The following is a 23,458-nucleotide window of genomic DNA, read 5'->3' as shown; positions in this document are numbered from 1 at the left end:
GGAGCAATCACCTGAACGGGTCAAAAGTTACTTTCAGGATATCCACGTAAAATATGCCGCATGAAAAATTCAAACTTCATCTGGCCGGATCAATAATTGATCCAAGAGATGAACAGCTTGTCCGCGATTACTTTGCAGCGTTTCAACCACTTGTTTTCGGGAAAGCAGAGATTGCGTTTCTTCCTTGAGCTTTTTGATCTCTTCAATTTGTTTATCAAGCTTTGCTGTTTCTGTTTCCAGGAAATGGTTGCGATTATTCTGCGTTTCAATTTTCCCACTATTAATAGTGTGGACCAGTAAAACGGTTACCGCGCCAAGTGCAACTGCTCCCAGCGCCATAAAATTGAAGTTACGTTGGCGTGCAGCACGTTTCTCTTCCCGATGAGGGAGTAAGTTAATACGGATCATTGATCAAACCTCCGCATTGCGAGTCCACAGGCAATGAGCAAAGCCGGTGCGTCTGCGGTTAATTGTCGCGGCTTGATACGTGGGGATAGCGCCATGTTGGTAAATGGGTTAGCAATCATTGTGCTGACCTGCGTACGACTTGAAACGGCTTCATCCAACCCCGGAATCATCGCGCAGCCTCCCGCCAGCAAGATGTGGTCGACACGATTAAACTGTGTAGATGAGAAGAAGAATTGCAGCGCACGCGTGACTTCCAGAGCTAAAGTGTCCATGAAAGGTTGCAGCACTTCGGATTCATAGTTTTCTGGCAATCCTCCGTTGCGTTTAGCCAGTTCTGCTTCTTCTGCGGAAAGGCTGTAGCGACGTTGCGTTTCCTGAGTGAGCTGGTTGCCACCAAAGCTTTGCTCGCGTAAGTAAACGGATTGATTGTTGTGTAATACATTAATGTGCATCATTGAAGCGCCAATATCCACAATGGCAATAGTCTGGTCACGGCCATTGCCGGGCAGTTGATGTGCAATTAATTCGAAGGCAGTCTGAGTAGCATAGGATTCGACATCCATGATGATGGCTTTTAATCCTGCTGCTTGTGCTGCTGCAACCCGGTCTTCAACTTTTTCTTTTCGAGAGGCCGCAATAAGCACTTCAACTTCTTCTGGACTGTTTGGCGCGGGACCCAGCACCTGAAAGTCCAAATTCACTTCGTCTAATGCGAAGGGAATATATTGGTTAGCTTCCGATTCGACTTGAAGTTCAAGTTCTTCTTCGCGCTGCCCGCCGGGAACAATAATTTTTTTTGTAATGACGGAAGCAGCGGGAAGCGCCAAGGAAACATTCTTTACACGGGTGCCCATGCGTTTCCAGGCTTGCTTCAGGGCTTCACTCACATTTTCAAGGTTCATGATGTTGCCATCTGCGACCGAGTCTTTTGGGAGTGGCTCAATGGCATAACGCTCGACGCGGTAAAGATTTTTACCCGCTTCCGCGATTTCTACCATCTTAACCGCCGAAGAACTGATATCGACGCCAATTAAGGCCGGTGATTTTGCTTTTAGAAAATCAAATTGCAAAGGAAATTTCCTTTCAATATTGGTTGGTTACGTATACTAACTATAATTTACGTTAAATGCTAGCAGCAACTACATGCTATGTAAATTATTTTTTAGTAATAAATGTTTTTTGTTTTCTATTGAATACCTATAACGCCTATAATTGCCCAAACTTTAGAACTAAATTTATTGAGAAGCAATTATTATGTTTAAGCGCTGGTGGGCCTTTCCCACCTTAATCTTGTTTTCTATCGGACTATTTGCAGCAATTTTGATTTTTTTGGCTGCAATTCTGATCTACCCAAATTTACCCTCTCTTGAAGCCCTTACCGACTATCGGCCTAAAATTCCTTTGCGAATTTATACTGAAGATGACGTTCTGATTGGTGAGTTTGGGGAAGAGCGGCGCGTATTTGCCAAGATTGATAAAGTACCTGAAATCATGAAGCAGGCTATTCTCGCTGCGGAAGATGATCGATTTTACCAGCATGGCGGTGTGGATTATCAAGGGGTGGCCCGTGCTGCACTTTCTAATCTGACTTCAGGTGGCGCACGTGAGGGGGCAAGTACGATTACCATGCAAGTAGCAAGAAATTTTTTCTTGTCCCGGGAAAAAACATTGTCGAGAAAATTCAGTGAAGTAATGCTGGCTCTAAAAATTGAGCATAATTTATCAAAAGACCAGATTCTGGAGTTGTATATCAATCAAATCTATTTGGGACAGCGTGCCTATGGATTTGCAACTGCAGCCCAGGTTTATTTTGGCAAACCCCTGGAAAAATTAAACGTTGCTGAAACGTCCATGCTCGCAGGTCTGCCCAAAGCCCCCTCGCGCTACAATCCTGTGGTTAATCCAAAGCGGGCAAAATTGCGGCAACAATATGTGCTGCGTCGCATGCATGATCTACACTATATTGATGACAAGCAATATGAGGAAGCGATGGCGTTTGCATTAGCAGTGCGTAAAGATATGCCTGCTTATGAAATCAATGCTGATTATGTCTCTGAAATGGTCCGTCAGATGATGTATGAGAAATACAAAGAGGCTGCCTACACAAGTGGTTTTAAAGTGTATACGACATTACGGAAATCAGATCAGGATGCCGCACAGCATGCTGTGATCAAGGGAGTGCTGGATTACGATCGACGACATGGCTATCGGGGGCCAGAGGCGTTCATACAGTTACAGAGTGATGAAAATGGATTGGAAGAATTTTTAGAAGAAGCATTGCAAGACATGGCCGGTAGTAATGGAATAATACCTGCAGTAGTGCTCACCTCAAGCGCAAAGCTAGTCAAGGCGTATGTTAAAGGGGGAGAAATTGTCGAAATTTCTGGCGATAGATTATCTTTTGCACAACGTTTTCTGGACGCAAAATCGCAGCAGAAAAATAAAATTCAACGTGGATCTCTGGTTCGTGTGGTTAAAGACAGTAAAGGTTTTTGGCAAATTACTCAGCTGCCCCAGGTTGAGGCAGCTTTTGTTTCAATGAATCCGCAAGATGGCGCTATTCGCTCGTTGGTAGGAGGATTTGATTTCGAGCGCAATAAGTACAATCATGTTATGCAGGCTATGCGGCAGCCTGGATCAAGCTTTAAGCCGTTCATCTATTCGGCGGCACTTGAGAAAGGTTTTACAGCCGCGACTATTATTAATGATGCTCCTATTGTTATTGATCCTGCCGATACGGGTGGAAAGCTTTGGGAACCTAAAAATTACGAAGGGGATTACTCTGGGCCGCTGCGGTTCCGAACTGCCTTAACTAAATCCAAGAATCTTGTATCTATCCGGATATTGCAGGCGATTGGAATACCTTACACACTGGATTACATCACGCGCTTTGGTTTGGATGCTTCAAAACAGCCCCCCTATTTAACCATGGCGTTGGGGGCTGGTTCAGTTACTCCCTTTCAGATGGCTTCAGCGTATTCTGTTTTTGCGAATGGCGGTTATCGCGTCCCCCCGTATTATGTAACTCGAATTCTGGATGCACGAGGTAATGTGCTGGCATTGGCCAAACCGACTCTTGCAGGGCAAGATGCTCAACAGGCAATTGATCCTCGAAATGCATTTATTATGACTACCATCATGCAAGATGTTGTAAAACGGGGTACGGCGGCGCGTGCAATGCAGCTTGGCCGGCAGGATCTGGCTGGTAAGACGGGTACAACAAATGACCAGGTAGACGCTTGGTTTACAGGGTATCAACCAGGCAACTTGGTTGCGATTGCCTGGGTTGGTTTTGATCAGCCGCGAACATTAGGTGGGCGAGAAACTGGGGCGCAAGCTGCTTTGCCTATGTGGATAGATTATATGGGTAAAGTGCTCAAGGGCGTACCTGAAAGTGTCATGAATGTTCCGGAGGGGGTTGTTGTCGCAAAAATAAATCCTCAGACAGGATTAAGAGAGATGGATGGGGGTGATGGAATAGCGGAATATTTCTACCAGGAAAATTTACCGGGAGAGTCTGGAAGCGGAATGGGTGATATGCAAGGAGGGGTAAAACCTTCTGATGAGGTGCGGGATCAATTATTTTAGAAATGCAGGAATGCGCGTTCTGTGTCGATGCCATTTTCGGTTCGTGACGTGCTAAAACAGTGATGCCTAAGGAAATTTTTTCAAAAAATCACCAGCAAATGCGAGAGCGAATTGCCCAGTTAGCGGCGCGCATGATTGCTCAGGATGGCATGCAGGATTATTCGCTTGCGAAGCGGAAAGCAGCTCGTCAACTAGGTGTGAATGAAATCCATAGCTTGCCGGGAAACCGGGAAATAGAGCAAGCAATTAGAGCTTATCAGGATATGTATCAGAAAAATGATCATCTGATACAGTTGCAGTTGCTCAGAAAAGCAGCGTATTCCTATATGCGATTGCTTGAAAAATTTAATCCTTATCTGGTTGGCCCCGTTCTGAATGGTTCTGCATCCTGGAATTCTGACGTAAATATTCAATTAGCTACTGAAAATGTAAAAGAAGTCGAGCTGTTTTTATTGGCCCGGAAAATTCCCTATCAGTCGGCGATTAAACGTATCAAAGTTGGTATAGAACAACATGAAATTCCAGTGTATAAGCTGCTTGAAGACGGAGTGGTTATAGAGCTTGCGGTGGTGTCGCCTTCATTTATGCATGCCATGCCCAAAGCTTCTGCAGGAGGGGAAGCGTTGGAGCGAGCGAAGGTTTGTCAGGTGGCATTACTTATAGAACAAGTTGAATAGATCTCAAGTTGCCTATTGGCCAAGTCAATTACCTGCCATGTTATTGATAATGTTGAACAGGATAAAAAGTTTAAATCGTGTACCAAGCATTCGTAATAACTTAATTTACGATTAGACTGATTTTGACAGACTGATGACTATAAATTTAGCTTTATAGCGCTGTGCACACTAGCATTTTGGTGACAAATCAGTTGGTTATCTATATGCTTTGGTAACAATATTTCTGTAAATTGATTGGAGATTGTTGTATAAGCCATGGCTGCTGTCGTAACAATTTATCCCCGTTTATGACATTCAATCTCTAACTCGCTCTATAATGAACAAAGAGAAGGAAGACACTAGGGGTAGTGGATTCCGTTATGATTAATAATAAGTAAAAGAATATGAGGTGCTGGAACACGTGGTGGTAATAACGTGTCCATCATGAAGTTATATAACAATGGGGATTGATTAAGGGGAACTCTACGTAATGATTCGGTTTTTTCGTCATTACATTCCAGTAAGTATTTTGTTGCTTATCGTCATTGAGGCGTTACTGCTGGTATTTTCGATTTATGCAGGCGTGTCATTTCGCTTTTTCGACACTGGCGCACCTATTCCTGAATCGCTGGGTCCACTCATGCCTCGGGCCATTGTATTTGCAATTGTGATGATCTTGAGCATGACGATCTTCGGTTTGTACGAATATTGGGAATGGGAAGGTGGCGTAAAAGGCATGCTGTTACGCCTTGGCGCGAGTTTCATGGTGGGGTTTATTGCCATGAGCGTTATTTTTTATCTTATGCCTGATTTGTTCCTGGGCAGGGGTGCGTTTACTTTTGCATTTATTTCTGCCATGACAGGGATCACACTGGCGCGTTTGATTATTTTTAAATGGGCTGATTTGAACGCTTGGAAACGACGAGTTCTAGTATTAGGTACAGGTAGCAGGGCAGCAAAAATAGATGCATTGATGAAAGAAGCATCGACGGGGCCCCGGTTGAATATTGTTGGGTATCTGCCATTGCAAGGTACGCACCATTATGTTGACCATTCAAAAATTTTAGCCGAGCAAGGTTCCCTTACTTCAATCGTAGAAAAATTTAACATTGAGGAAATCATTATCGCAGTGCGTGACAGGCGCGGGGGTGGTTTACCCATGGATGAATTGCTTGAATGTAAATTAAAAGGGATTAAAGTTGTTGAGTTATCTACATTTTTTGAAAGGGAAACAGGGCAGTTACAATTAGAATCACTTAGCGCGAGCTGGATGGTCTTGTCGGAAGGTTTCCAAAATGGACTGGCGCGTGATCTTATTAAGCGAGCGTTTGATTTATGTGTAAGTAGTATTATTTTGACTTTGTCACTGCCCGTCATGCTGATTACAGCAATATTAATATTAATTGAAAGTGGTTTTCCAATCCTTTACAAGCAAGAGCGGGTTGGGCAAGATAGTTCAATCTTCACGGTACTTAAATTTCGAAGCATGCGAGTTGATGCCGAAAAAGATGGAAAGCCGAAATGGGCTGTACAAAATGATGACCGAACGACAAGGATCGGTCGGATTATTCGTAAAGTTAGAATTGATGAGCTGCCCCAGATATTTAATGTATTGAAGGGGGATATGAGTTTCGTCGGCCCTCGTCCAGAAAGACCATTTTTTGTAGAAAAACTGGTAAAAGAAATTCCCTATTATTCCAGTAGACATAGTGTTAAACCGGGCATTACCGGATGGGCGCAAGTAAGAGCCAGCTATGGCGCTTCGGTTGAAGACTCATTGGAAAAATTACAATTCGATTTATATTACATTAAAAACCATGGCCTTTTCCTCGATTTGATGATCCTTTTCCAAACGGCGCAAGTCGTAATATGGGGAAAAGGGGCAAGGTGAACTCAATTGGCGGGCAATTTACTTAATGGAACTGAATATTGGCGTACTTAGCTATATCACGGGTGCGCTGGCTTTTCTATTTCTCACGTTTTCATTATTGACAGGATGGCAAGGCCGCTTCCAAGGCGTCTTGCTAGCTTCTGCATCGTTGGTATCAGCAATATGGGCGGGGGTTACGGCCTATGCGCTTTTTACCGGAAAATTTATTCCGGCCTGGATTAATGCATTAGAAATATTGCGGAATATTGCGTGGATAACTTTCTTCGCAGGTATGTTCGGAATCTCAAAAAATGCATTGATCAGGTCCAGTCGAAAATTTCAATTTATTTTGTTTAGCTTGCTGGGTTTTTGCGTTGCTGTATTGGCAGTGAGTATTTTTATCCACTCCGGAAACCGGGAACTGCCAAGGCAAATCTATTTTCTGACAGATATTGCCAGCAGGGTAGTGATGGCAGTAGCTGGAATGGTTTTAGTTGAGCAGGTATTTCGTAATACGCCTGTTGAGCAGCGCTGGGGGGTGAAATTTCTGTGCCTAGGTGTTGGTGCAATTTTTGCTTATGATTTTTTTCTGTACGCCGATGCTATGTTGTTTTGGCATATCGATGCCAATCTATGGGCAGCCAGGGGCGTAAGTAATGCGTTAATGGTACCGTTAATTTTTGTATCAGCTGCGCGAAATCCACAATGGTCTTTTGATGTGCATGTTTCCAGGCGGATAGTATTTCATAGCGCAGCATTGTTGGGTGCCGGAGTTTTCTTGTTGGTGATGGCAGCCGCAGGTTATTACATACGCGTGTTTGGTGGTAATTGGGGATCGGTGTTGCAAACGGCTTTTTTGTTTGGGGCGCTGGTATTACTCTTGTTAATGTTTTTTTCTGGTTCAGCAAGAGCAAGGCTGAAAGTTTTTTTGAGTAAGCATTTTTTCAGCTATAAATATGATTATCGAGAAGAATGGCTGAGATTTACACAGGCCCTGTCAGTTGGAGAAGCGGGAGCGAGGATTTGTGAAAGTGCACTTAAAGCAATTGCCGGGTTGGTAGAAAGCCCTGCTGGTGCCTTATGGATGAGGAAGGATGCAGGGAATTATGTACGATATGCGCACTGGAATCTACCCGTAGCAGAGGGGGTTGAATCGGACAATAGTTCACTTTGCGCGTTCCTCGAAAAGCAGCAGTGGGTAATCAATCTGGAAGAATATAAAAATACGCCGGAAATGTATCATGATTTAACCATTCCGGATTGGCTGTTGGCCGTACCCAGGAGCTGGTTGATTGTTCCGTTGATTTTGCATGAACGTTTGCTGGGTTTTGTGCTGTTAACGCACTCTCGCAGTCAAGTTGGCTTTAATTGGGAAGTGAGCGATTTGCTTAAAACCGCGGGTCGACAAGCGGCAAGTAACCTTGCGCAGATGCAGGCAACCGAGGCGCTGGTTGTGGCGCGACAATTTGAATCATTTAATCGCATGTCGGCGTTTGTGGTGCATGATTTGAAAAATTTGATCGCACAGTTATCCTTAATGGTAGCCAATGCTGAAAAGCATTGGAATAACCCGGAATTTAAAGATGACATGTTGAGTACCGTAGATAACTCGGTAGAAAAAATGAATAAATTGCTTGCGCAATTACGCAGCGGAAAAACAGAAGTAACAGGTAGGATACAGCTGGATTTGGCAAAGCTGCTAGAGAAGGTAGTGCAAGAGAAAGCGATTTACAAACCGTTGCCTGTGATTGAGCAAACAGAACCGGGACTTTTTGTTCTGGCCGATAGAGAGCGCTTACTTCGTGTAATAGGCCATATAGTGCAAAATGCAAGCGAAGCGACACAATATGACGGTTGGGTTAAAATCAGGTTGGCGCAGCAGGACGGATGTGCGATGATTGCTGTTCAGGATAATGGTAAGGGAATGGACGAACAGTTTCTTCGCGAGCGCTTATTCCGACCGTTTGATACAACCAAAGGATCTGGAATGGGAATCGGCGCACACGAATGTCAGGAATATATCCGGGAATTAGGTGGTCGTATCGAAGTGAGTAGCATCCTGGAGCAAGGAACCTTGTTCCAGATTATATTACCGTTAAATACAAAATCAGAGAATGACATAGCTTCATTACAAGGGGAAGGGGTGTGAGTTCAACGAAAAAAACGTTGCTGCTTGTTGAAGATGACATCGGTTTACAAAAACAGGTAAGGTGGAGTCTCGAAGGGTATGAACTTCTGGTTGCAGGAGATCGGGAAAGCGCATTGAATCAAATTCGACGCTTTGAACCGCCAGTTGCTATATTGGACTTGGGGTTGCCACCCGACCCAGATGGCGCCAGCGAAGGGTTAGCAACATTAGAGCAAATGCTTGCTCTGGCTCCTGGCACTAAAGTAATCGTGGTGACTGGAAATCAGGATCGTGAAAATGCTGTTCGTGCAATTGGACTTGGTGCTTACGATTTTTATCAGAAACCATTTGAACCTGAAATGCTTTCCCTGATTATAGGGCGTGCTTTTCGATTGCATGATCTTGAGCAGGAAAATCGCAGATTATTGGCAAACCATCAAGAATCCCCAATGCAAGGTATCATCAGCGTTGACCCGCAAATGCTCAAAGTATGTCGAACCGTCGAAAAAGTTGCGCCTTCCGATGCCACAGTTTTACTTTTAGGTGAGAGCGGGACGGGTAAAGAGTTGCTGGCAAGATCTCTCCATGATTTGAGTACCCGACTAAACCAGAAATTTGTTGCAATCAATTGTGCCGCTATTCCAGAAAATTTGTTGGAAAGTGAGTTGTTTGGATACGAGAAGGGTGCCTTCACAGGAGCGACGAAGCAAACTATCGGCAAGATTGAATATGCCAATAGCGGTACATTGTTCCTTGATGAAATTGGTGATTTGCCCATGTCTTTACAGGCTAAATTGTTACGTTTTTTACAGGAGCGTGTTATTGAAAGGCTGGGCGGGAGAGGTGAAGTCCCGGTAGACGTGCGAGTAGTGTGTGCAACACACCAAAAATTGCATGAACAAATAAAAGACGGTCGTTTTCGTGAAGATCTTTTTTACCGCATTAGCGAAATTACGGTCAATATCCCGCCCCTTCGTGATCGCGAGGGAGACCCAACATTATTAGCCCATGCGTTTCTGGATAAATTCAGTCAGCAGCAAGGCAGGGCTTTAAGAGGGTTTTCCCAGGATGCGCTGACTGTGATCGAAAGTCATAACTGGCCAGGAAATGTCAGGGAAATGGAAAATGTCATTAAGCGCGCTGTCATTATGGCTGAAGGCTCACAGATAAGTGATGCAGATCTTGGATTGACACATTTTGAAGGTGAAAGCGAGCCTATTAATTTAAGACAAGTCAGGGATGAGGCCGAGCGAAAGGCCGTAGTCAGGGCAATGGGTCGGGCTAACGGCAATGTGGCACAAGCTGCAGAATTATTAGGCGTAAGCAGACCGACACTTTATGATTTGGTTAGTCGTTATGGGTTGAAATAAAAAAGCTCTTTCTTAACTGTGTGCAAAATATCAAATATAACAAGGCAAAATAATGCTATCACCCCAAAAAATTAAAACACCATTTCCGTCCCTTCTAACGGCGCTTGTTTTTTCCGCACTTATAGGGATTGCGGGGTGTAATAAAGGTGAAACCAGTGCGAAATACCTCCAGGAAGCTCAAACTTTGTATAAGAGTGGACAAAGCAAAGCAGCCATTATTCAGCTAAAAAATGCTTTGCAGAAAAATGCAGAAAATGGGGATGCCAGATATTTATTAGGAAAAATATACAATGAAACGGGTGATCTTTCGGCTGCAGAAAAGGAGCTACGAAAAGCACGCCAGCTAGGTATAGATCCAAATAATGTGCAACTGCTTCTTGCGGAGATTTTACTCAAGCAGGGAGAGTTCAAACAATTACTAGATGATACTTCTACTTCAGAGCGAAAGGGAGAGGCAGGCGCAAAAATTTTAACGCTAAGAGCAAATGCGCATCTAGCTTTAGGAAAGCAAGATGAAGCAAAGGCAGAGCTAGAGGAGGCAATTAAGCAGCAACCTGATAATGCCGAGGCTTATCTTGGGAAGGCACGATTAGCTGTCGCAGCAAAAGATATTGTCGAAGCCATGAAGCAAATCGACATCGCATTGGAAAAATCTCCCAAAAACATAGAAGGTTGGCTGATGAAGGGTGATCTGCTGCGAATGCAATCAAACTTAACAGGTGCCATGGCTGCTTATCAGCAAGTAGTAAAGATTGAAGCAAATAATGTTACAGCTCATATTGCACTTGCATCCATGTACCTGGCGGCCAATAAGTTGGAAGAGGCGAGCAAAGAAATTCAAGTGTCGCGCAAAGTTGAGCCGAAAAACTTGCTGGCAAAATATATGGCGGCATTACTTGAGTTTCGACAGGCAAAATATTCGGAAGCAAGAGATGAGCTTCAGCAAGTGTTAAAGATTGCCCCAAATCACATGCCAAGCGTACTGCTTTCAGGGGCAATCAGCTTTGCACTGGGTACTTATGAACAAGCCGAATCTGACTTGGGCAAATTTCTGAATCAGTTTCCCAACAATATCTACGCCCGCAAATTGCTTGCTGCTACTTTGCTAAAAACCAAGCAGGCTGAGCGGGCATTGAACACCCTTAAGCCGGCATTAACCGGCGAGATAAAAGATCCTCAATTGCTAGCCCTTGCAGGTGAAGTTTATATGGCAATGAACGATTATGGCAACGCAACAGAATATTTCGAGAAATCAGTAGCGATTGATCCCAAGAACACAGCCTTACGAACCGAGTTGGGTGTTAGCCGTCTCGCCAAGGGTGATACGGCGCATGCAGTGGCGGAACTGGAATCGGCTGCTGGAAATGATCCCAATCAGCATTCGGCAGATATCATGCTAGCGCTGACTTACCTGGGAAAAAAGGATTTTGATGGATCATTAAAAGCGATTGCAGCCTTAGAAAAAAAACAACCTGACAACCCCATTACCTTTAACCTTAAAGGTGCGGCCTATTTGGGAAAAAATGATACGGTAAATGCGCGCAAGAGTTTTGAGCATGCATTGGCCTTAAAGTCTAATTATGTCCCCGCAGCCATGAATTTGGCTCAACTGGATATAAAGGACAAAAAACCGGAATTAGCACGCAAACGCTTTGAAGCGATATTGGCAAAAGACAAAGATAATCAGCAAATTATGCTTGCGCTAGCAGTGCTTGCTGCAGGGAGTGGACAGGAAAAGGAATATGTAAACTGGCTGGAGAAAGCAATAAAAGCCAATCCAGAGGTTCTTAAGCCGCGGGTGCTCTTGGCAAATTACTATTTACAGAAGAGAGAGCCACAAAAAGCATTAATGCAAGCTCGGGAAGCACAAACTTCAAACCCCAAAAATCCAGAAGCGTTGGATTTGCTTGGTTCAATGCAATTTGCTGCTGGGGAAAAAGATAATGCTTTGGCAACTTACAAAGGTTTGGTCGGACAGTTGCCAAAATCTCCACTGGCACTATACAAACTTGGTTCAGTCCAATTTGGTATGAACGATTCTGCCTCCGCTGAAGCTTCTTATATTAAAGCACTTGATATGAAGTCTGATTATATAGAACCAAAGGTTGCACTGATCGCACTCTATGTAAAAGGGGCAAAATACTCAGACGCAATGAAGTATGCTCAGCAAGTACAAAAACAGCTTCCAAAAGCCGCGCTCGGGTTTAGTCTCGAAGGTGGGGTGTTCATGGCACAGAAAGAATACGGCCAGGCAGCAAGCGTATATGATAAAGCCTTTAAGTTGGAAAAGACTAGTGAATTAGTAATTAACGCACACCGATCAAAAGTACTTGCAGGAAACGTGAAGAGTGCCGAGAGCCAGATTCAACAATGGTTAGTTGAACATCCTGATGATCTGCCAACCCGCGCTTACCTGGCTGAAAATTACATGCAACATTCGCAAAACAAATCAGCGATTCCACAATATCAGTTTATCCTGCAGAAAGAGCCTAATAATTTGCTTGCACTAAATAATCTAGCCTGGCTTTACCAGCAAGAAAAAGATCCGCGTGCAGTTGAAATGGCAGAAAAGGCTTATAAGTTGCAACCAGAAAATATAGCGATTACAGATACACTCGGCTGGATTTTAGTCGGCCAAGGTCAAGCTGACCGCGGGATTAAATTATTACAGCATGCATTGTCGAAGAAGCCTGATGCGGGTGAGATACATTGGCATCTGGCGTATGGATATTTTCAGGCGGGTAACCGGGAACAAGCTAAAAAAGAACTTAAAAGGTTGTTTGACAGTCATTTAAGCTTCTCAGAAGAAGGAAAGGCACGCGAACTGCTCAAACAGTTGGGAGGGTAGATAAGAATGCCATCCTGTTAAAAAGTGAAGATTGAAGAAATATAAAAAAATATAAAATATATGGGGTGACCATGCGATATTTTAGTCGGTTGAATTTTATAGTATCAGTTGCAATAGTTGGATTGTTGTCTCTTGGTGGTTGTGGCAGCAACCAAACTTCTGTTGAGCATGTGGCAAATGCTAAAAACTATTTGGATAAAGGGGAATATCGCCCAGCGCTCATTGAATTAACCAATGCAGTGCAAAAGGATCCTAAGTCAGTAGAAGGACGTTGGCTACTGGGGAAGGTTGCATTAAATATTGGGGAAAATGAGCGAGCAGAAAAAGAAATCAGAAAAGCTATGGAACTCGGGTTGTCCCGCTCGGCAGCACTTCCAATCTTGGTTAAGTCCATTTTGCTTCAAGGGGATATGGATCGGGTAATAAAAGAGTCATCCGAATTGCCAGCTGATATGCCTCAAGCTGAAAAAGCTGCAACCTTAGCCCTTCGCGGCCAAGCATTAGTCATGAAAGGTAAATTAGAGCAGGCTAGACAAGTACTTGATGAAGCACTTGCAACCAAGAGTGATTCTGGCCCTGTACATCTTGGAATCGCCATACTCAATGCATTTAATCGAAACTACGATGCAGCGCGTAGCGAGCTTGATTTAGCGATTAAGGCTGATCCAACTGCTCCTGAACCCTGGAGTGTACTTGGTGATCTGGAGTTGGTGCAAGGACATGCAGCCGAAGCGGAGAAAGCATTCACTGAGTCGATCAAGGTTCGAAAAGTGACCAGTTTAGAGTTGGCGAGACGCGCGCTGGTGCGCATACAGCTTAAAAAATACAAAGAGGCTGCGACTGATATTGAAACACTCAAAAAAGATGGGTGGAAAGATCATCCCTATGTGAGCTACGTGAGTGGATTGTCTTATTTTGCGCAGAACAAATATCCAGAAGCGTTATCCGCGTTTGAGTTAAGTTACAAAAATGACCCAACATTTATACCTAATCAGATGTATCTGGCAACTACACACTTTCGCCTTGGACACATGGAACAGGCCCTTGGTTTAACCCAAAAACTGATTGCTCAGATGCCTGGCTCCTCTGGCGCCAAGCGGCTGCTTGGCGCGATACAGATGAGTCAGGCAGAATATGGCGCTGCGCGTGACTTGCTTCTTAGCACATTGAAAAATAAGCCGGATGACATTGCTACTCTAAACATGTTAGCTAATTTGTATCTTTTGGAAGGCAACGCGAATCAGGCTTTGGAATATGCACTGAAAGCCGTATCAATTGATCCAAAATCTAAACAATCACAAGATTTGGTGATGACTGCCAAGCTGTTGGCGGGACAAAAGCTGGATGAGGGCGTGGGCACTACCGATGATGCCTATTCACGAAATTTACTGCTTGCGATAGCAAGTTTTAAGCAAAGTAATCATGCAGAAACCCTCACGCGTGCAACCAAATTGCATGAAAGTAATCCAGACAAAGTCGACCCTTTAAATTTGATGGCTGCATCCCATCTTGCTCTAAATCAGTGGGAAAAAGCTAAAGTCGAGCTTGAGCAAGTGCTGAAACTCAGTCCAGGTGATGTTTCTGCTACACAGAATATTGCCAGGATCGAAGTCAGGATCGGTGATCCAAAAAAGGCGGTGCTTTTACTGGAGCCGATCGTGAAAGCGTATCCAAAGGATGTGGTGTCTGCCTTGATTCTTGCAGACGCAAAAGTACGTGCAGAAGGTGTTGCGGCCAGTGTTCAGGTACTGGAGCAAGCAGCTAAAAATATTCCTGGGGATCAGGCTATCCGGATTCAGCTTGCTAAAACATATTTGCAGATGGGTCAGGCCAATAAAACCTTGGAAATTACACGTAGTGTAAGTGATACACAGTTTCAGCAACAGCCAGCGTTATTGGAGTTGCATGGTAAGGCACTCATGGTAAGTGGTGACGCTGCTGGAGCGAGAGCGGTGTTTGAAAAAATGGCAAAACGTTATCCTAATTCCTCGCCAGCACATTTTTATTTAAGTGACAGTATGGCTTCAAGTGGTAATTCCGTTGGAGCACGAAAAGAATTGGAACGCGCATTGCAACTGGATCCTAAATATTTGCCAGCGCGTGTGGGCGAGATCAAGATGCTTGTGCAACTAGGGCAAACCAAGCAGGCAAAAGAGGCCATATCCAAATTGCACAAAGACTTTGGCGAGCGCACAGAGGTACTAGGGATTGATGGTTGGTTCTCGCTTGGGATCGGTGATTATGCTGCTGCTGAGAAAATTTTCACAGTAGCCCTGAAACAAAAACCAGATCAGGAGTTGTTGATATTGCTTACCCGAAGTTTGTGGTTGCAGAAAAAAACGGATCAAGCGTTTATTGTGATGAAGGACTGGTTAAAAGATCATCCGGACGATTCAGAAGTGCTTCTCTCATTAGGAGAGGCTTACCTGAGCGTTGGAAAGGAAGCTGATGCGATAGCGACTTATACGCAGATAATTAAACTCTATCCTAATTACGTTCAGGCATTGAATAACCTTGCATGGCTATTACGCGATAAATCTCCAAAACAGGCGTTTGAGTATGCGCAACGAGCTTATCAATTAGCGCCAAAAACGCCTGTCGTATTGGACACATTAGGGATGTTAACGCTAAAAAATGGCGATATTAGCGGCGCAGCCAGCTTGTTACGAGATGCAGCAACTAAGGCACCCGGTGATGCACAGATTCAGCTACATTTGGCACAAGCTTTGGTTCAGCAGAAACGATCAGAAGAGGCTAGACGCGTCCTTGATGTGGTGGTTAAAAAGGAACCCAAAACACAATCAGGCAAGGAAGCTCAAGCTTTGCTAGATAGCATAAGTGCTTCCAAAAATAAATAATAAATCAGCGTAAACTTTATGGTGTATTAATAGCTGTAAATTTCAGCCTTCTTAATATTACGGGTTGCGCTTGAATTGATTCTTCAGATTGCCATTAAAGGTGTTGAGGCTATCACTTTTAATGGCAACAAGTAAAATCAGTCGTCCGATTGAATCCAGACATATATACGTATGTTGTAAATTTTTTCGACAATTAGTGTATGTTAATGTTTTGTAATAAAATTAAGTGAATCGCTCCTGTCTTTTTCAAAAAATTCATTCAACTGGTTTTGTCTGGTATTAATTGGGTATTTTTTAATACTCATTTATCTACGAAGATTTCTAGCGTGAAATAATTCTAACCACGTAGTTGAACAGACAGGCAGAGTACAAATGCCTATCGGACTGCAAGATGTGTAGCTTATTTGTTGGGTATGTGAGGTGAAATGCTTAGACTTAAGTTTACAAGCAAGCCTGGTTATGAATCAATGATTCGGTATTTCTATTTGGATATAGAATATAAAAAAAGGCGCAGCCGAAGCTGCGCCTTTTCATAAACAATGTTTAATTACGCATTGTTTTTACGGCGGTAAGCCAAACCCATTCCAAGTAGTCCAATGCCTAACAGAGACATAATACCTGGCTCTGGCACTCTGGATAGAGTCGTACTTTTCTTCTCAGATAAGGTAAAGGTATAGTTACCTGATCCCATTAGTCCGATGAATGTTAGGAAAGAACCAGAATTAACTAAAGCACTGGAAGTGCCATCAGTACTGGTAGCAACACTTGTATTCAGTGAGAATGGGTCAAGTTGTTCGGAGCAGGAAAAGCTCGTGCCAACTGTGACACAACCTGTTGTAGCGCTACCATCTGGATTGTAAAGAACGAAATCGGCTGGATTGGAATCATTAGAAATCTTTAATTCCGTGTTCATTGTGCCGGTAGCTTGATGCGCTGCACCTGCTGGGTCATTAATAGATGCCAGCATGTTTTGAATAGCATCAAATGCTATCATCAGTGTACCTGCTGCTGTTGTGCTGAATTGGAAGGTAAACTTGGTGATGGAATCAATTACTGATGCTGCTGCTGCTGCAGTACCGGTCTGCAACTCAGATTCAGCAATGTTTCTGGTATGAGTAGATGCATCACCTGCAACAGAAGCAGTGTAAAGTTTGCCGTCGGCGTTGGCGTATTGACCAGCACCTGGACCGTTAAAGGTAAAAGTATTTTCACCTTGAATCGTTGTGCTACCAGCCGCATTAACAACTAATGGGTCAAGTCTGTTGCCAGAAGCACCACAAGACGTAGCGCCCCCAAATATGCCTGAACAAACCTTTGTGTCGGCCGCTGTTGGGCCGTTATTCAGTGATGCAGTATTTTGGCCGGAAAAGGTGTAGTTACCAACTTTAACGCCTGTTGTATTAACAACAGGCGTTCCACCAGGGCCAGTGAACGTAACTGGCAAGATTACCAAGTTGCTGATATCAAGATAGGAGCGGGCATAAACGCTCGCTGCAGCCTGGCTAGCAGCGCCAATTGTAAGTGCAGTTAAAACAGCTGCTGCAATGGTTGTTTGTCTCATGTTCATGGTTTTGACCTCCAATTAAAATTAATTCGGTTTGATGTTTTTTTACATCATTAATAATTTAGCGGCAGTTACTGAGCCTCTTGCAATAAATAATAAGCAAGAAGCAGGCCAGAAAAAAATATTTATTTTAAAACAATATGTTATTGGTTTTTAAATATTTATAAGAGGGCAGAGTGTAAAAAATTTCGACAATTTTGAGGTGTTTAAATCGAGTTTATTGGCATTTATTTTTTTATTCCTACTCCGTAAACAAAATCTCCGCCATATTTTTCAGTTGTCTTAGTGCCGACTTGGATACCTAGTCGTTCCAGCTCATTGATAAACTCAGTTCCGCTAAATCGATTTTCTACTGGATGTACCATAAACGTTTGATATGACCATTTTTCCAGCGCATGGCTGGTAACTTCCTGGAAAAAAAAACGCCCTCCAGGTTTGAGTACACGGTGAATTTCCTTGAGTGCATCCTGCCATATCGGTACATGGTGAATAATGGCAAAATCAAATACAGCATCGAAAGACTGATCTTCTGCCTGGATAGCCGTTACGTCGCCTACCGTGAGAGATAAGCGGTCTGCCGGATATTTCATTAAACGCTTACGGGCCAAGCGCACCATATCCGGGTCCAGATCCATGGCCAAAACAGAACTTGCACCGAAGCGATTCAGTATTTGTTCAGTGCCTACTCCTCGCCCACAACCTACTTCCAACACTTTCATACCTTCAGTGCGACCGCCAAGTCGCTCAAGCAATGGGACTTCATACCAAATTTGAAATGCAGCGCGGATGGGGTTATTCATCAGCATTTTTTCAACCCAATTCATTTTCATGGTGCTCTCCCTTTAATATCCAAGCGGATGGGTTTGGTTGTTGGACTTAAATAGCAGGTTTGCGCAGGATGACAGCGGGTTCATAGGCAGATGGAAAAAAATACCCAAAGAGCCCATAAAATAGAAGCATTGGCTTTCGAGGAACGATGCTGGCTGATTTTGGGTCCAGGGCGGAATCCAGAGTGTGGCCCAGTTCCCGGTTGAATTCGTCTAGAAAGCGGTAGTTTGAGAAAGGCATCAGGGTATCCATATAAGAACGGCGATATGCATTAATTAGTTCCATCCCTGTTTCTTTGGCAAGTTGGCGCAAACTTTCCTGAGTGATAATGATGCGATGGAATGGTTGGTGCAAGCGCATGATGTGTGGCTCAAGATCGTTCATGTTAACCGGTTCAGAATCAGCTGTTCCAAGATAAAGCAGCCCCCCTGGTTTGACTAATGATGCACACTCTTTGATTGTGGCACGTGGATCAGGTACATGCTCAATGACATCATTTGCTACAACACAATCAAATAGAAGCTTATTTGGTAATTGCTTGTATTCCTCGACAAAAGGGTCGTAACCAACAATATTATGATAGCCATTTTCTTTCAGGAATTGCAGGAATACGCCGTTCCCGCAACCATAATCCAGTATGGATGCGGATTTTCCACTAAGCCCTGCATTTTTAAGACGTTTTAACAGGTTTTTTAATGTCCCGCGGGCATAAATGTCGAGTTTGCGCTTATTAAGTGGGTAGTCATGGTAGATATCGGCAAAATCAACTGGATCTACATTATGTATGCTATGGCACTTAGGACACTTCCAGAGGTGGAACATCTGATCACGAAAACGTATTGTATTACCACGGCATGAGCCCAATTCATTTGGACCTGGATTTTGAGTGTGGTGGTCGCATATTGCACAAACATAGCTATTCATGAATAAACCTTGCGTCAAATTGAGAGGTTGAATATTTTGTTCATACTAGCACAGTGATTGTATAACTCGCGCTACCCTCAGCGCATTCGCAGCAATGGTGAGACCTGGATTAATACCGCCACTTGAGGGGAAAAATGATGCGTCGACAATATATAGATTGTCTACTCCATGAGCTTTGTTGTTTTTGTCCAGGACGCTTTTGGTAGGGTCGTCTCCAAATCGACAAGTTCCACAGACATGAGCTAAACGCTCATTGTTTTCTGCTTGCTGAATCAGCAATGGTTTGAAGGGCTTGAATAAATGATGCATTTTATTTCGCATTTGTTCGATCCGCTTCAATTCGCCTGGATGAATGTTGTAAAACAATTGCAAATGGCCGGTGCTTTTGTCAATTTCCACCCGATTGTCCGTATAAGGGAGATCCTCAACTACGGAAGCTAAAATTAAGCGGCGAGGCAATATATATGCCAGATATTTTTGGATTATTGGTTGAATTAGCTTGTAAAAAATTCCGACAAATGGTAGCGGGCCATGCTGTAAATCGTGTCCGAGAGATTCCGCAAGCAGTTTTGCGGGAGGTAATGCCCCGAAAGATTGAACTGAACCCAGTTTTTCGCTTGCTGAAAAATAAAAGTCGTTGAAGGCCAGTTCCTTGAATCTGTTGTCAGCAATACCACGAGTTTTGAGATTGAGCAGGTGTAAATCAACATAATGACGCATTAAATTTTTGCCAACCATACCGGAGTTGTTGGCAATCCCCTGCGGCCAAAGGGTTGAAGCGGAATTCAAGAGAATGCCCGGGGTGTAAAGCGCACCAGCGGCTAAAACAACAATCATGGCACGCAGGGTAAATGTCTCGTCATGCCGCTTACAGACCACACCTGTTATGTTCGTGGCCGTAGCTTCCAGCCTTATGACCTGGCATTCATCAAGGAGCTGAGCGTCAAATTTTTCAAGAGCTGGGGTCAGGCAAACGCGGTTGCTATCGTTTTTACATTGCAAAGGGCAAAGGAAGCCTTGGCAACAGTTGCAGCCTTCTTTAAATTCACAAGCAAGGGGCAAGCGATAGGGATGATACCCTTTCACTTTCAGAAACTCGAAAAGCGCGTGGCTTCCTTTTGTCATTGGAGGCGGCTTCTGATACAGCGGATTGAAATGACGGTCACGCAGGGGGTCGACATCCCCTCGAATTCTGAATAGTGCTTCAGCTTCATTATAATAAGGGGCAAGCTCATCGTAAGTGATGGGCCAGGATTCTGGCAGGCTGCTATCTGTAGCTAGCGGATGGTTAGCGCGAGGGGTGAAATCTTGAGGGAAAAAACGTTCCAGCGCCATACCATATAATGCAGTTGAACCACCCGTGCCAGCACCTATAAACGGAACATAACTTTTGGGGTTAGCCGTGCTTCGGTCAGTCACTATTTCCCAGTTACGACCAGCATCAGCTAATAGCGGTTGATGAATGGGTTGCGGTACAGAGGGTGGATTGAACTGCTCTTCGGGGTAGAGGCCTTTAAGTATTGTGGCGGCATCCTGAAATTTGCCTTTCTCGCAAAAAAGCACGCGCTTCCCCGCTTTGGCCAGTGCGTGACCAAGTGTGGCTCCACCCATACCTGTACCGACGATGATGACATCCCAGTGCTGATTTGTGAATTTTTCTAACATGAATTTTAATGTTATATCATTTCTATTGATAATAGGGTACGAGTAGACCAAAGTCTCATATTGTTCGACAATTGCACTTTATTAAGCAATGCTACTGTGCAAACATAATGTTGTATGATGCGTTAGATGTACTAATGGTGTGTTTTTATAATATATGGCGCTTATTCTAAAATAGTTCAAATTTCGACTCTGCAATCTTTTAATAACGCATTCAGATATTGTGTTTGAAGTCTGAGCGTATCTAAAAATAAGTATTGGTAAGCCATGATTAATTTGTTGATTGCTGCGCGTAATCTCACTCGAAATCGCCGCCGAGCAATGGCTGCTTTGCTTACAGTTGCTATTGGTGTCACTTCCCTGGTGCTTGCTGATGGCTTTATTCAGTGGATTTTTTGGGCGATGCGTGAAGGTACCATTCAGTCGCAGCTAGGTCACATCCAGGTCGTGCGCCCAGGCTATCTCAATGCGGGCGTTGCAAATCCCTATGCTTTTATTTTGCCGGAGAAATTGCCCCAGCGTAGTGCAATTGAATCTATGCCGGGTGTTGTTCTGGTCGCCCCCCGCTTGTCAGTGACGGGGCTTGTTAGTCATGGCGAAACAACAGTCGCTTTTGTAGCTGATGGTGTTGATCCGAAAAAAGAAGTGAAGCTAAGTAAGGCGCTTCATATTGTGGATGGCCATGATTTAACCAGTTTGACGGCCAAGGAGGTTTTGTTGGGACGCGGATTGGCGCGAAGTCTGAATGTGAAGCCGGGTGATACCGTTGCATTACTGGCTACGGCTTCTGGCGGCGGTATGAACGCTGTAGAAGCAAAAGTTACAGGGATTTTTACCAGCACAAACAAAGCCTATGACGATGCAGCTTTAAGGTTGCCTATCGGGCTTGCGAACTCATTGTTGCGTGTTAGCGGAGCACATGCATGGTTGGTTCTGCTGAATGAAACTGATCGTACGGATGCGTTTCTTGCGCAGTTCCGAGCACGCTTTCCTTTAGCAGATAATAAGCTGGAATTCGTGCCATGGTACCAACAAGCGGATTTCTACAATAAAACGGTAGCCTTGTTCTCCAAGCAGATGAATGTATTGCGGCTGATCATAGGTTTTATTATTGTACTGAGTATTTCCAACATGCTGGTAATGAACGTGCTTGAACGCACGGGCGAGATCGGTACCCTTCTGGCTATTGGCTTTAAACGAAAAAAGATTCTCCGGCTATTTGCCATTGAAGGAATTTTGCTGGGGTTTATTGGGGCTACGTTGGGATTGGTAATTGGTTACGGATTGGCTGAGCTGATCTCAGCTATTGGCATACCTATGCCCCCGCCGCCTGGTATGGAAAGAGGGTTCACGGCAGAAATACGGGTGACATTAAATGTAGTAATGAATGCGTTTCTGATTGCGTTTATAACTACCGCTCTTGCAGGCTTGTATCCAGCATGGAAGGCGTCTCGCCTTCAAATTATTAACGCTTTGCGACATAATATCTGAGGACTGCGAAAGCCCTATGTTAAAGCTTGCCTTCCGCAATATCTTCCGTAATCGCTTACGCACTTCGTTGACACTGGCGGCCATTATCACGGGTGTGATTGCCATTATTATCAGCGGCGGATTTGTTGAAGATGTTTTTGTACAGTTACGTGAGTCAACTATTCACTCTCGGATTGGGCATATTCAGATTTTTCGGAATGGATTTGCGGATTCTGCGCAAGGTGATCCTTTGAAGCACGTAATTACGCAGCCCAAAATAGTGCAAGACGCCGTTCAGTCTATTCCGCATGTGAAGGCTGTGATGAGTCGGGTCAGTTTTTCTGGATTGGCTAATAATGGCCGTGCTGATTTACCCATTATTGGCGAAGGCGTGGAGCCAGGCAAGGAGGCACGCTTGGGTACCTCAACAACGATTGTTGCGGGTCGCTCTTTGCAAGAAAAAGACACATTCGGGATGGTAATCGGTGAAGGTGTTGCTGCGGCTTTGAAGTTGAAGCCCGGTAGTTTTGTCACCTTGATGGTGAATACACGGGAAGGTGCGCTGAATACGCTTGAATATGAGGTTGTCGGTGTTTTTAGAACATTTTCAAAGGATTATGATGACAGGGCTGTAAGGATTTCGCTGCCAGCGGCTCAGGAATTATTGTTTACCCAGTCGATACATAGTGTGGTTGTATTGCTGGACGATACCAGTAAAACAGACTTGGTTGCAGCTGCTGTCAGAGCCAAGCTGGCTCCCCTTGGATATACAGTAAAACCCTGGTATGAACTGGCCGATTTTTATCAAAAGACAGAAGCCCTTTACAGACGCCAGTTTGGCGCATTGCAGTCGATTATACTGGTCATGCTGGTTTTGAGTGTAGCCAGCACCATTAATATGGTGGTGTACGAACGAACGGGTGAGTTTGGTACCTTGCTTGCAGTTGGGTTACGCCGAAGCCAGCTTTTTAAGCTGGTTTTGCTCGAGAATGCTTTGCTTGGCCTGATTGGGAGTTTTCTTGGCGTGGTTATCGGCATCGGGCTTGCTGTAACGATATCGGGTTTTGGCCTCCCTATGCCTCCTCCCCCTGGTTCAAATATTGGTTACATTGCTACCATTCGCCTGGTGCCGTGGGTAGTGGCAACGGCGATGCTGATTGGCGCGCTGGCAGCCATCGTGGCTGCGGTATTGCCAGCGCGCCGGGCTTCACGCTTATTGGTTGTGGATGCATTGCGCCACAACATTTAATCAGAGATGGGTGGCAGGTTGAATTGAAAATGGGC

15 protein-coding genes are annotated in these 23,458 nt (G+C 44.3%); 9 read left to right on the top strand and 6 right to left on the bottom strand.

Translation table 11 applies throughout. The features are described 5' to 3' along the window. Positions 1–69 precede the first annotated feature (69 nt). On the bottom strand, positions 70–408 hold the full coding sequence (locus EDC63_RS15550) for a PilN domain-containing protein (RefSeq protein ID WP_124944766.1): 339 nt from the start codon (positions 406–408) through the stop codon (positions 70–72). Continuing rightward, positions 405–1,478 carry a pilus assembly protein PilM gene (locus EDC63_RS15545; protein WP_124944767.1) on the bottom strand — a complete coding sequence of 358 codons (1,074 nt, stop codon included), beginning with the start codon at positions 1,476–1,478 and terminating at the stop codon, positions 405–407. Before EDC63_RS15545 ends, EDC63_RS15550 begins: the two co-directional genes overlap by 4 nt. Before the next feature lie 184 nt (positions 1,479–1,662). On the opposite strand from EDC63_RS15545, the gene EDC63_RS15540 reads away from it, so the two are divergent. From EDC63_RS15540 to prsT (EDC63_RS15510), 7 genes are all read left to right on the top strand, one after another. Next, entirely contained in the window at positions 1,663–3,996 is a 2,334-nt protein-coding gene (locus EDC63_RS15540) for a penicillin-binding protein 1A (protein ID WP_124944768.1), read from the top strand. Between the two features lie 62 nt (positions 3,997–4,058). Continuing rightward, positions 4,059–4,673, top strand: a complete 615-nt coding sequence (locus tag EDC63_RS15535; protein ID WP_132920953.1) for a hypothetical protein — start codon at positions 4,059–4,061, stop codon at positions 4,671–4,673. Between the two features lie 469 nt (positions 4,674–5,142). After that, on the top strand, positions 5,143–6,543 hold the full coding sequence (locus tag EDC63_RS15530) for a TIGR03013 family XrtA/PEP-CTERM system glycosyltransferase (protein WP_124944770.1): 1,401 nt from the start codon (positions 5,143–5,145) through the stop codon (positions 6,541–6,543). A 25-nt stretch (positions 6,544–6,568) separates the two neighbouring features. Continuing rightward, entirely contained in the window at positions 6,569–8,671 is a 2,103-nt protein-coding gene (gene prsK / locus EDC63_RS15525; RefSeq protein WP_124944771.1) for an XrtA/PEP-CTERM system histidine kinase PrsK, read from the top strand. After that, on the top strand, positions 8,668–10,020 hold the full coding sequence (gene prsR / locus EDC63_RS15520) for a PEP-CTERM-box response regulator transcription factor (protein ID WP_124944772.1): 1,353 nt from the start codon (positions 8,668–8,670) through the stop codon (positions 10,018–10,020). Before prsK ends, prsR begins: the two co-directional genes overlap by 4 nt. 52 nt (positions 10,021–10,072) lie before the next feature. Then, the gene (gene prsT / locus EDC63_RS15515) at positions 10,073–12,868 is read left to right on the top strand and encodes an XrtA/PEP-CTERM system TPR-repeat protein PrsT (protein WP_124944773.1); all 2,796 of its coding nucleotides are present in this window, start codon (positions 10,073–10,075) and stop codon (positions 12,866–12,868) included. Positions 12,869–12,939: 71 nt separating this feature from the next. Continuing rightward, on the top strand, positions 12,940–15,726 hold the full coding sequence (prsT, locus tag EDC63_RS15510) for an XrtA/PEP-CTERM system TPR-repeat protein PrsT (RefSeq protein ID WP_124944774.1): 2,787 nt from the start codon (positions 12,940–12,942) through the stop codon (positions 15,724–15,726). A 547-nt stretch (positions 15,727–16,273) separates the two neighbouring features. On the opposite strand, the gene EDC63_RS15505 is transcribed toward prsT (EDC63_RS15510), so the two are convergent. From EDC63_RS15505 to EDC63_RS15490, 4 genes are all read right to left on the bottom strand, one after another. Then, positions 16,274–17,293, bottom strand: coding sequence for an EDSAP-1 family PEP-CTERM protein (locus EDC63_RS15505; RefSeq protein WP_124944775.1), 1,020 nt, complete (start codon positions 17,291–17,293; stop codon positions 16,274–16,276). Between the two features lie 224 nt (positions 17,294–17,517). Next, complete coding sequence (locus EDC63_RS15500) at positions 17,518–18,120, bottom strand: class I SAM-dependent methyltransferase (protein WP_124944776.1); 603 nt, start codon at positions 18,118–18,120, stop codon at positions 17,518–17,520. Positions 18,121–18,166: 46 nt separating this feature from the next. Beyond that, the gene (locus EDC63_RS15495) at positions 18,167–19,042 is read right to left on the bottom strand and encodes a class I SAM-dependent methyltransferase (RefSeq protein WP_124944777.1); all 876 of its coding nucleotides are present in this window, start codon (positions 19,040–19,042) and stop codon (positions 18,167–18,169) included. 45 nt (positions 19,043–19,087) lie between these two features. Then, positions 19,088–20,707, bottom strand: coding sequence for a GMC oxidoreductase (locus tag EDC63_RS15490; protein ID WP_124944778.1), 1,620 nt, complete (start codon positions 20,705–20,707; stop codon positions 19,088–19,090). A gap of 264 nt (positions 20,708–20,971) precedes the next feature. Between EDC63_RS15490 and EDC63_RS15485 the strand changes: the two genes are divergently transcribed. Together EDC63_RS15485 and EDC63_RS15480 are read left to right on the top strand one after the other, a co-directional pair. Further along, the gene (locus EDC63_RS15485; protein ID WP_124944779.1) at positions 20,972–22,195 is read left to right on the top strand and encodes an ABC transporter permease; all 1,224 of its coding nucleotides are present in this window, start codon (positions 20,972–20,974) and stop codon (positions 22,193–22,195) included. Positions 22,196–22,211: 16 nt separating this feature from the next. Further along, positions 22,212–23,423 (top strand): ABC transporter permease, encoded by a 1,212-nt coding sequence (locus EDC63_RS15480; protein ID WP_124944780.1) that lies wholly within the window; start codon positions 22,212–22,214, stop codon positions 23,421–23,423. The last annotated feature ends 35 nt before the right edge of the window (positions 23,424–23,458 follow it).

This window comes from Sulfurirhabdus autotrophica, assembly GCF_004346685.1.
GTDB lineage: Bacteria > Pseudomonadota > Gammaproteobacteria > Burkholderiales > SMCO01 > Sulfurirhabdus > Sulfurirhabdus autotrophica.
Note: the sequence above shows the minus strand (reverse complement) of the source record. Positions and strands in the feature narration are given on the sequence as shown.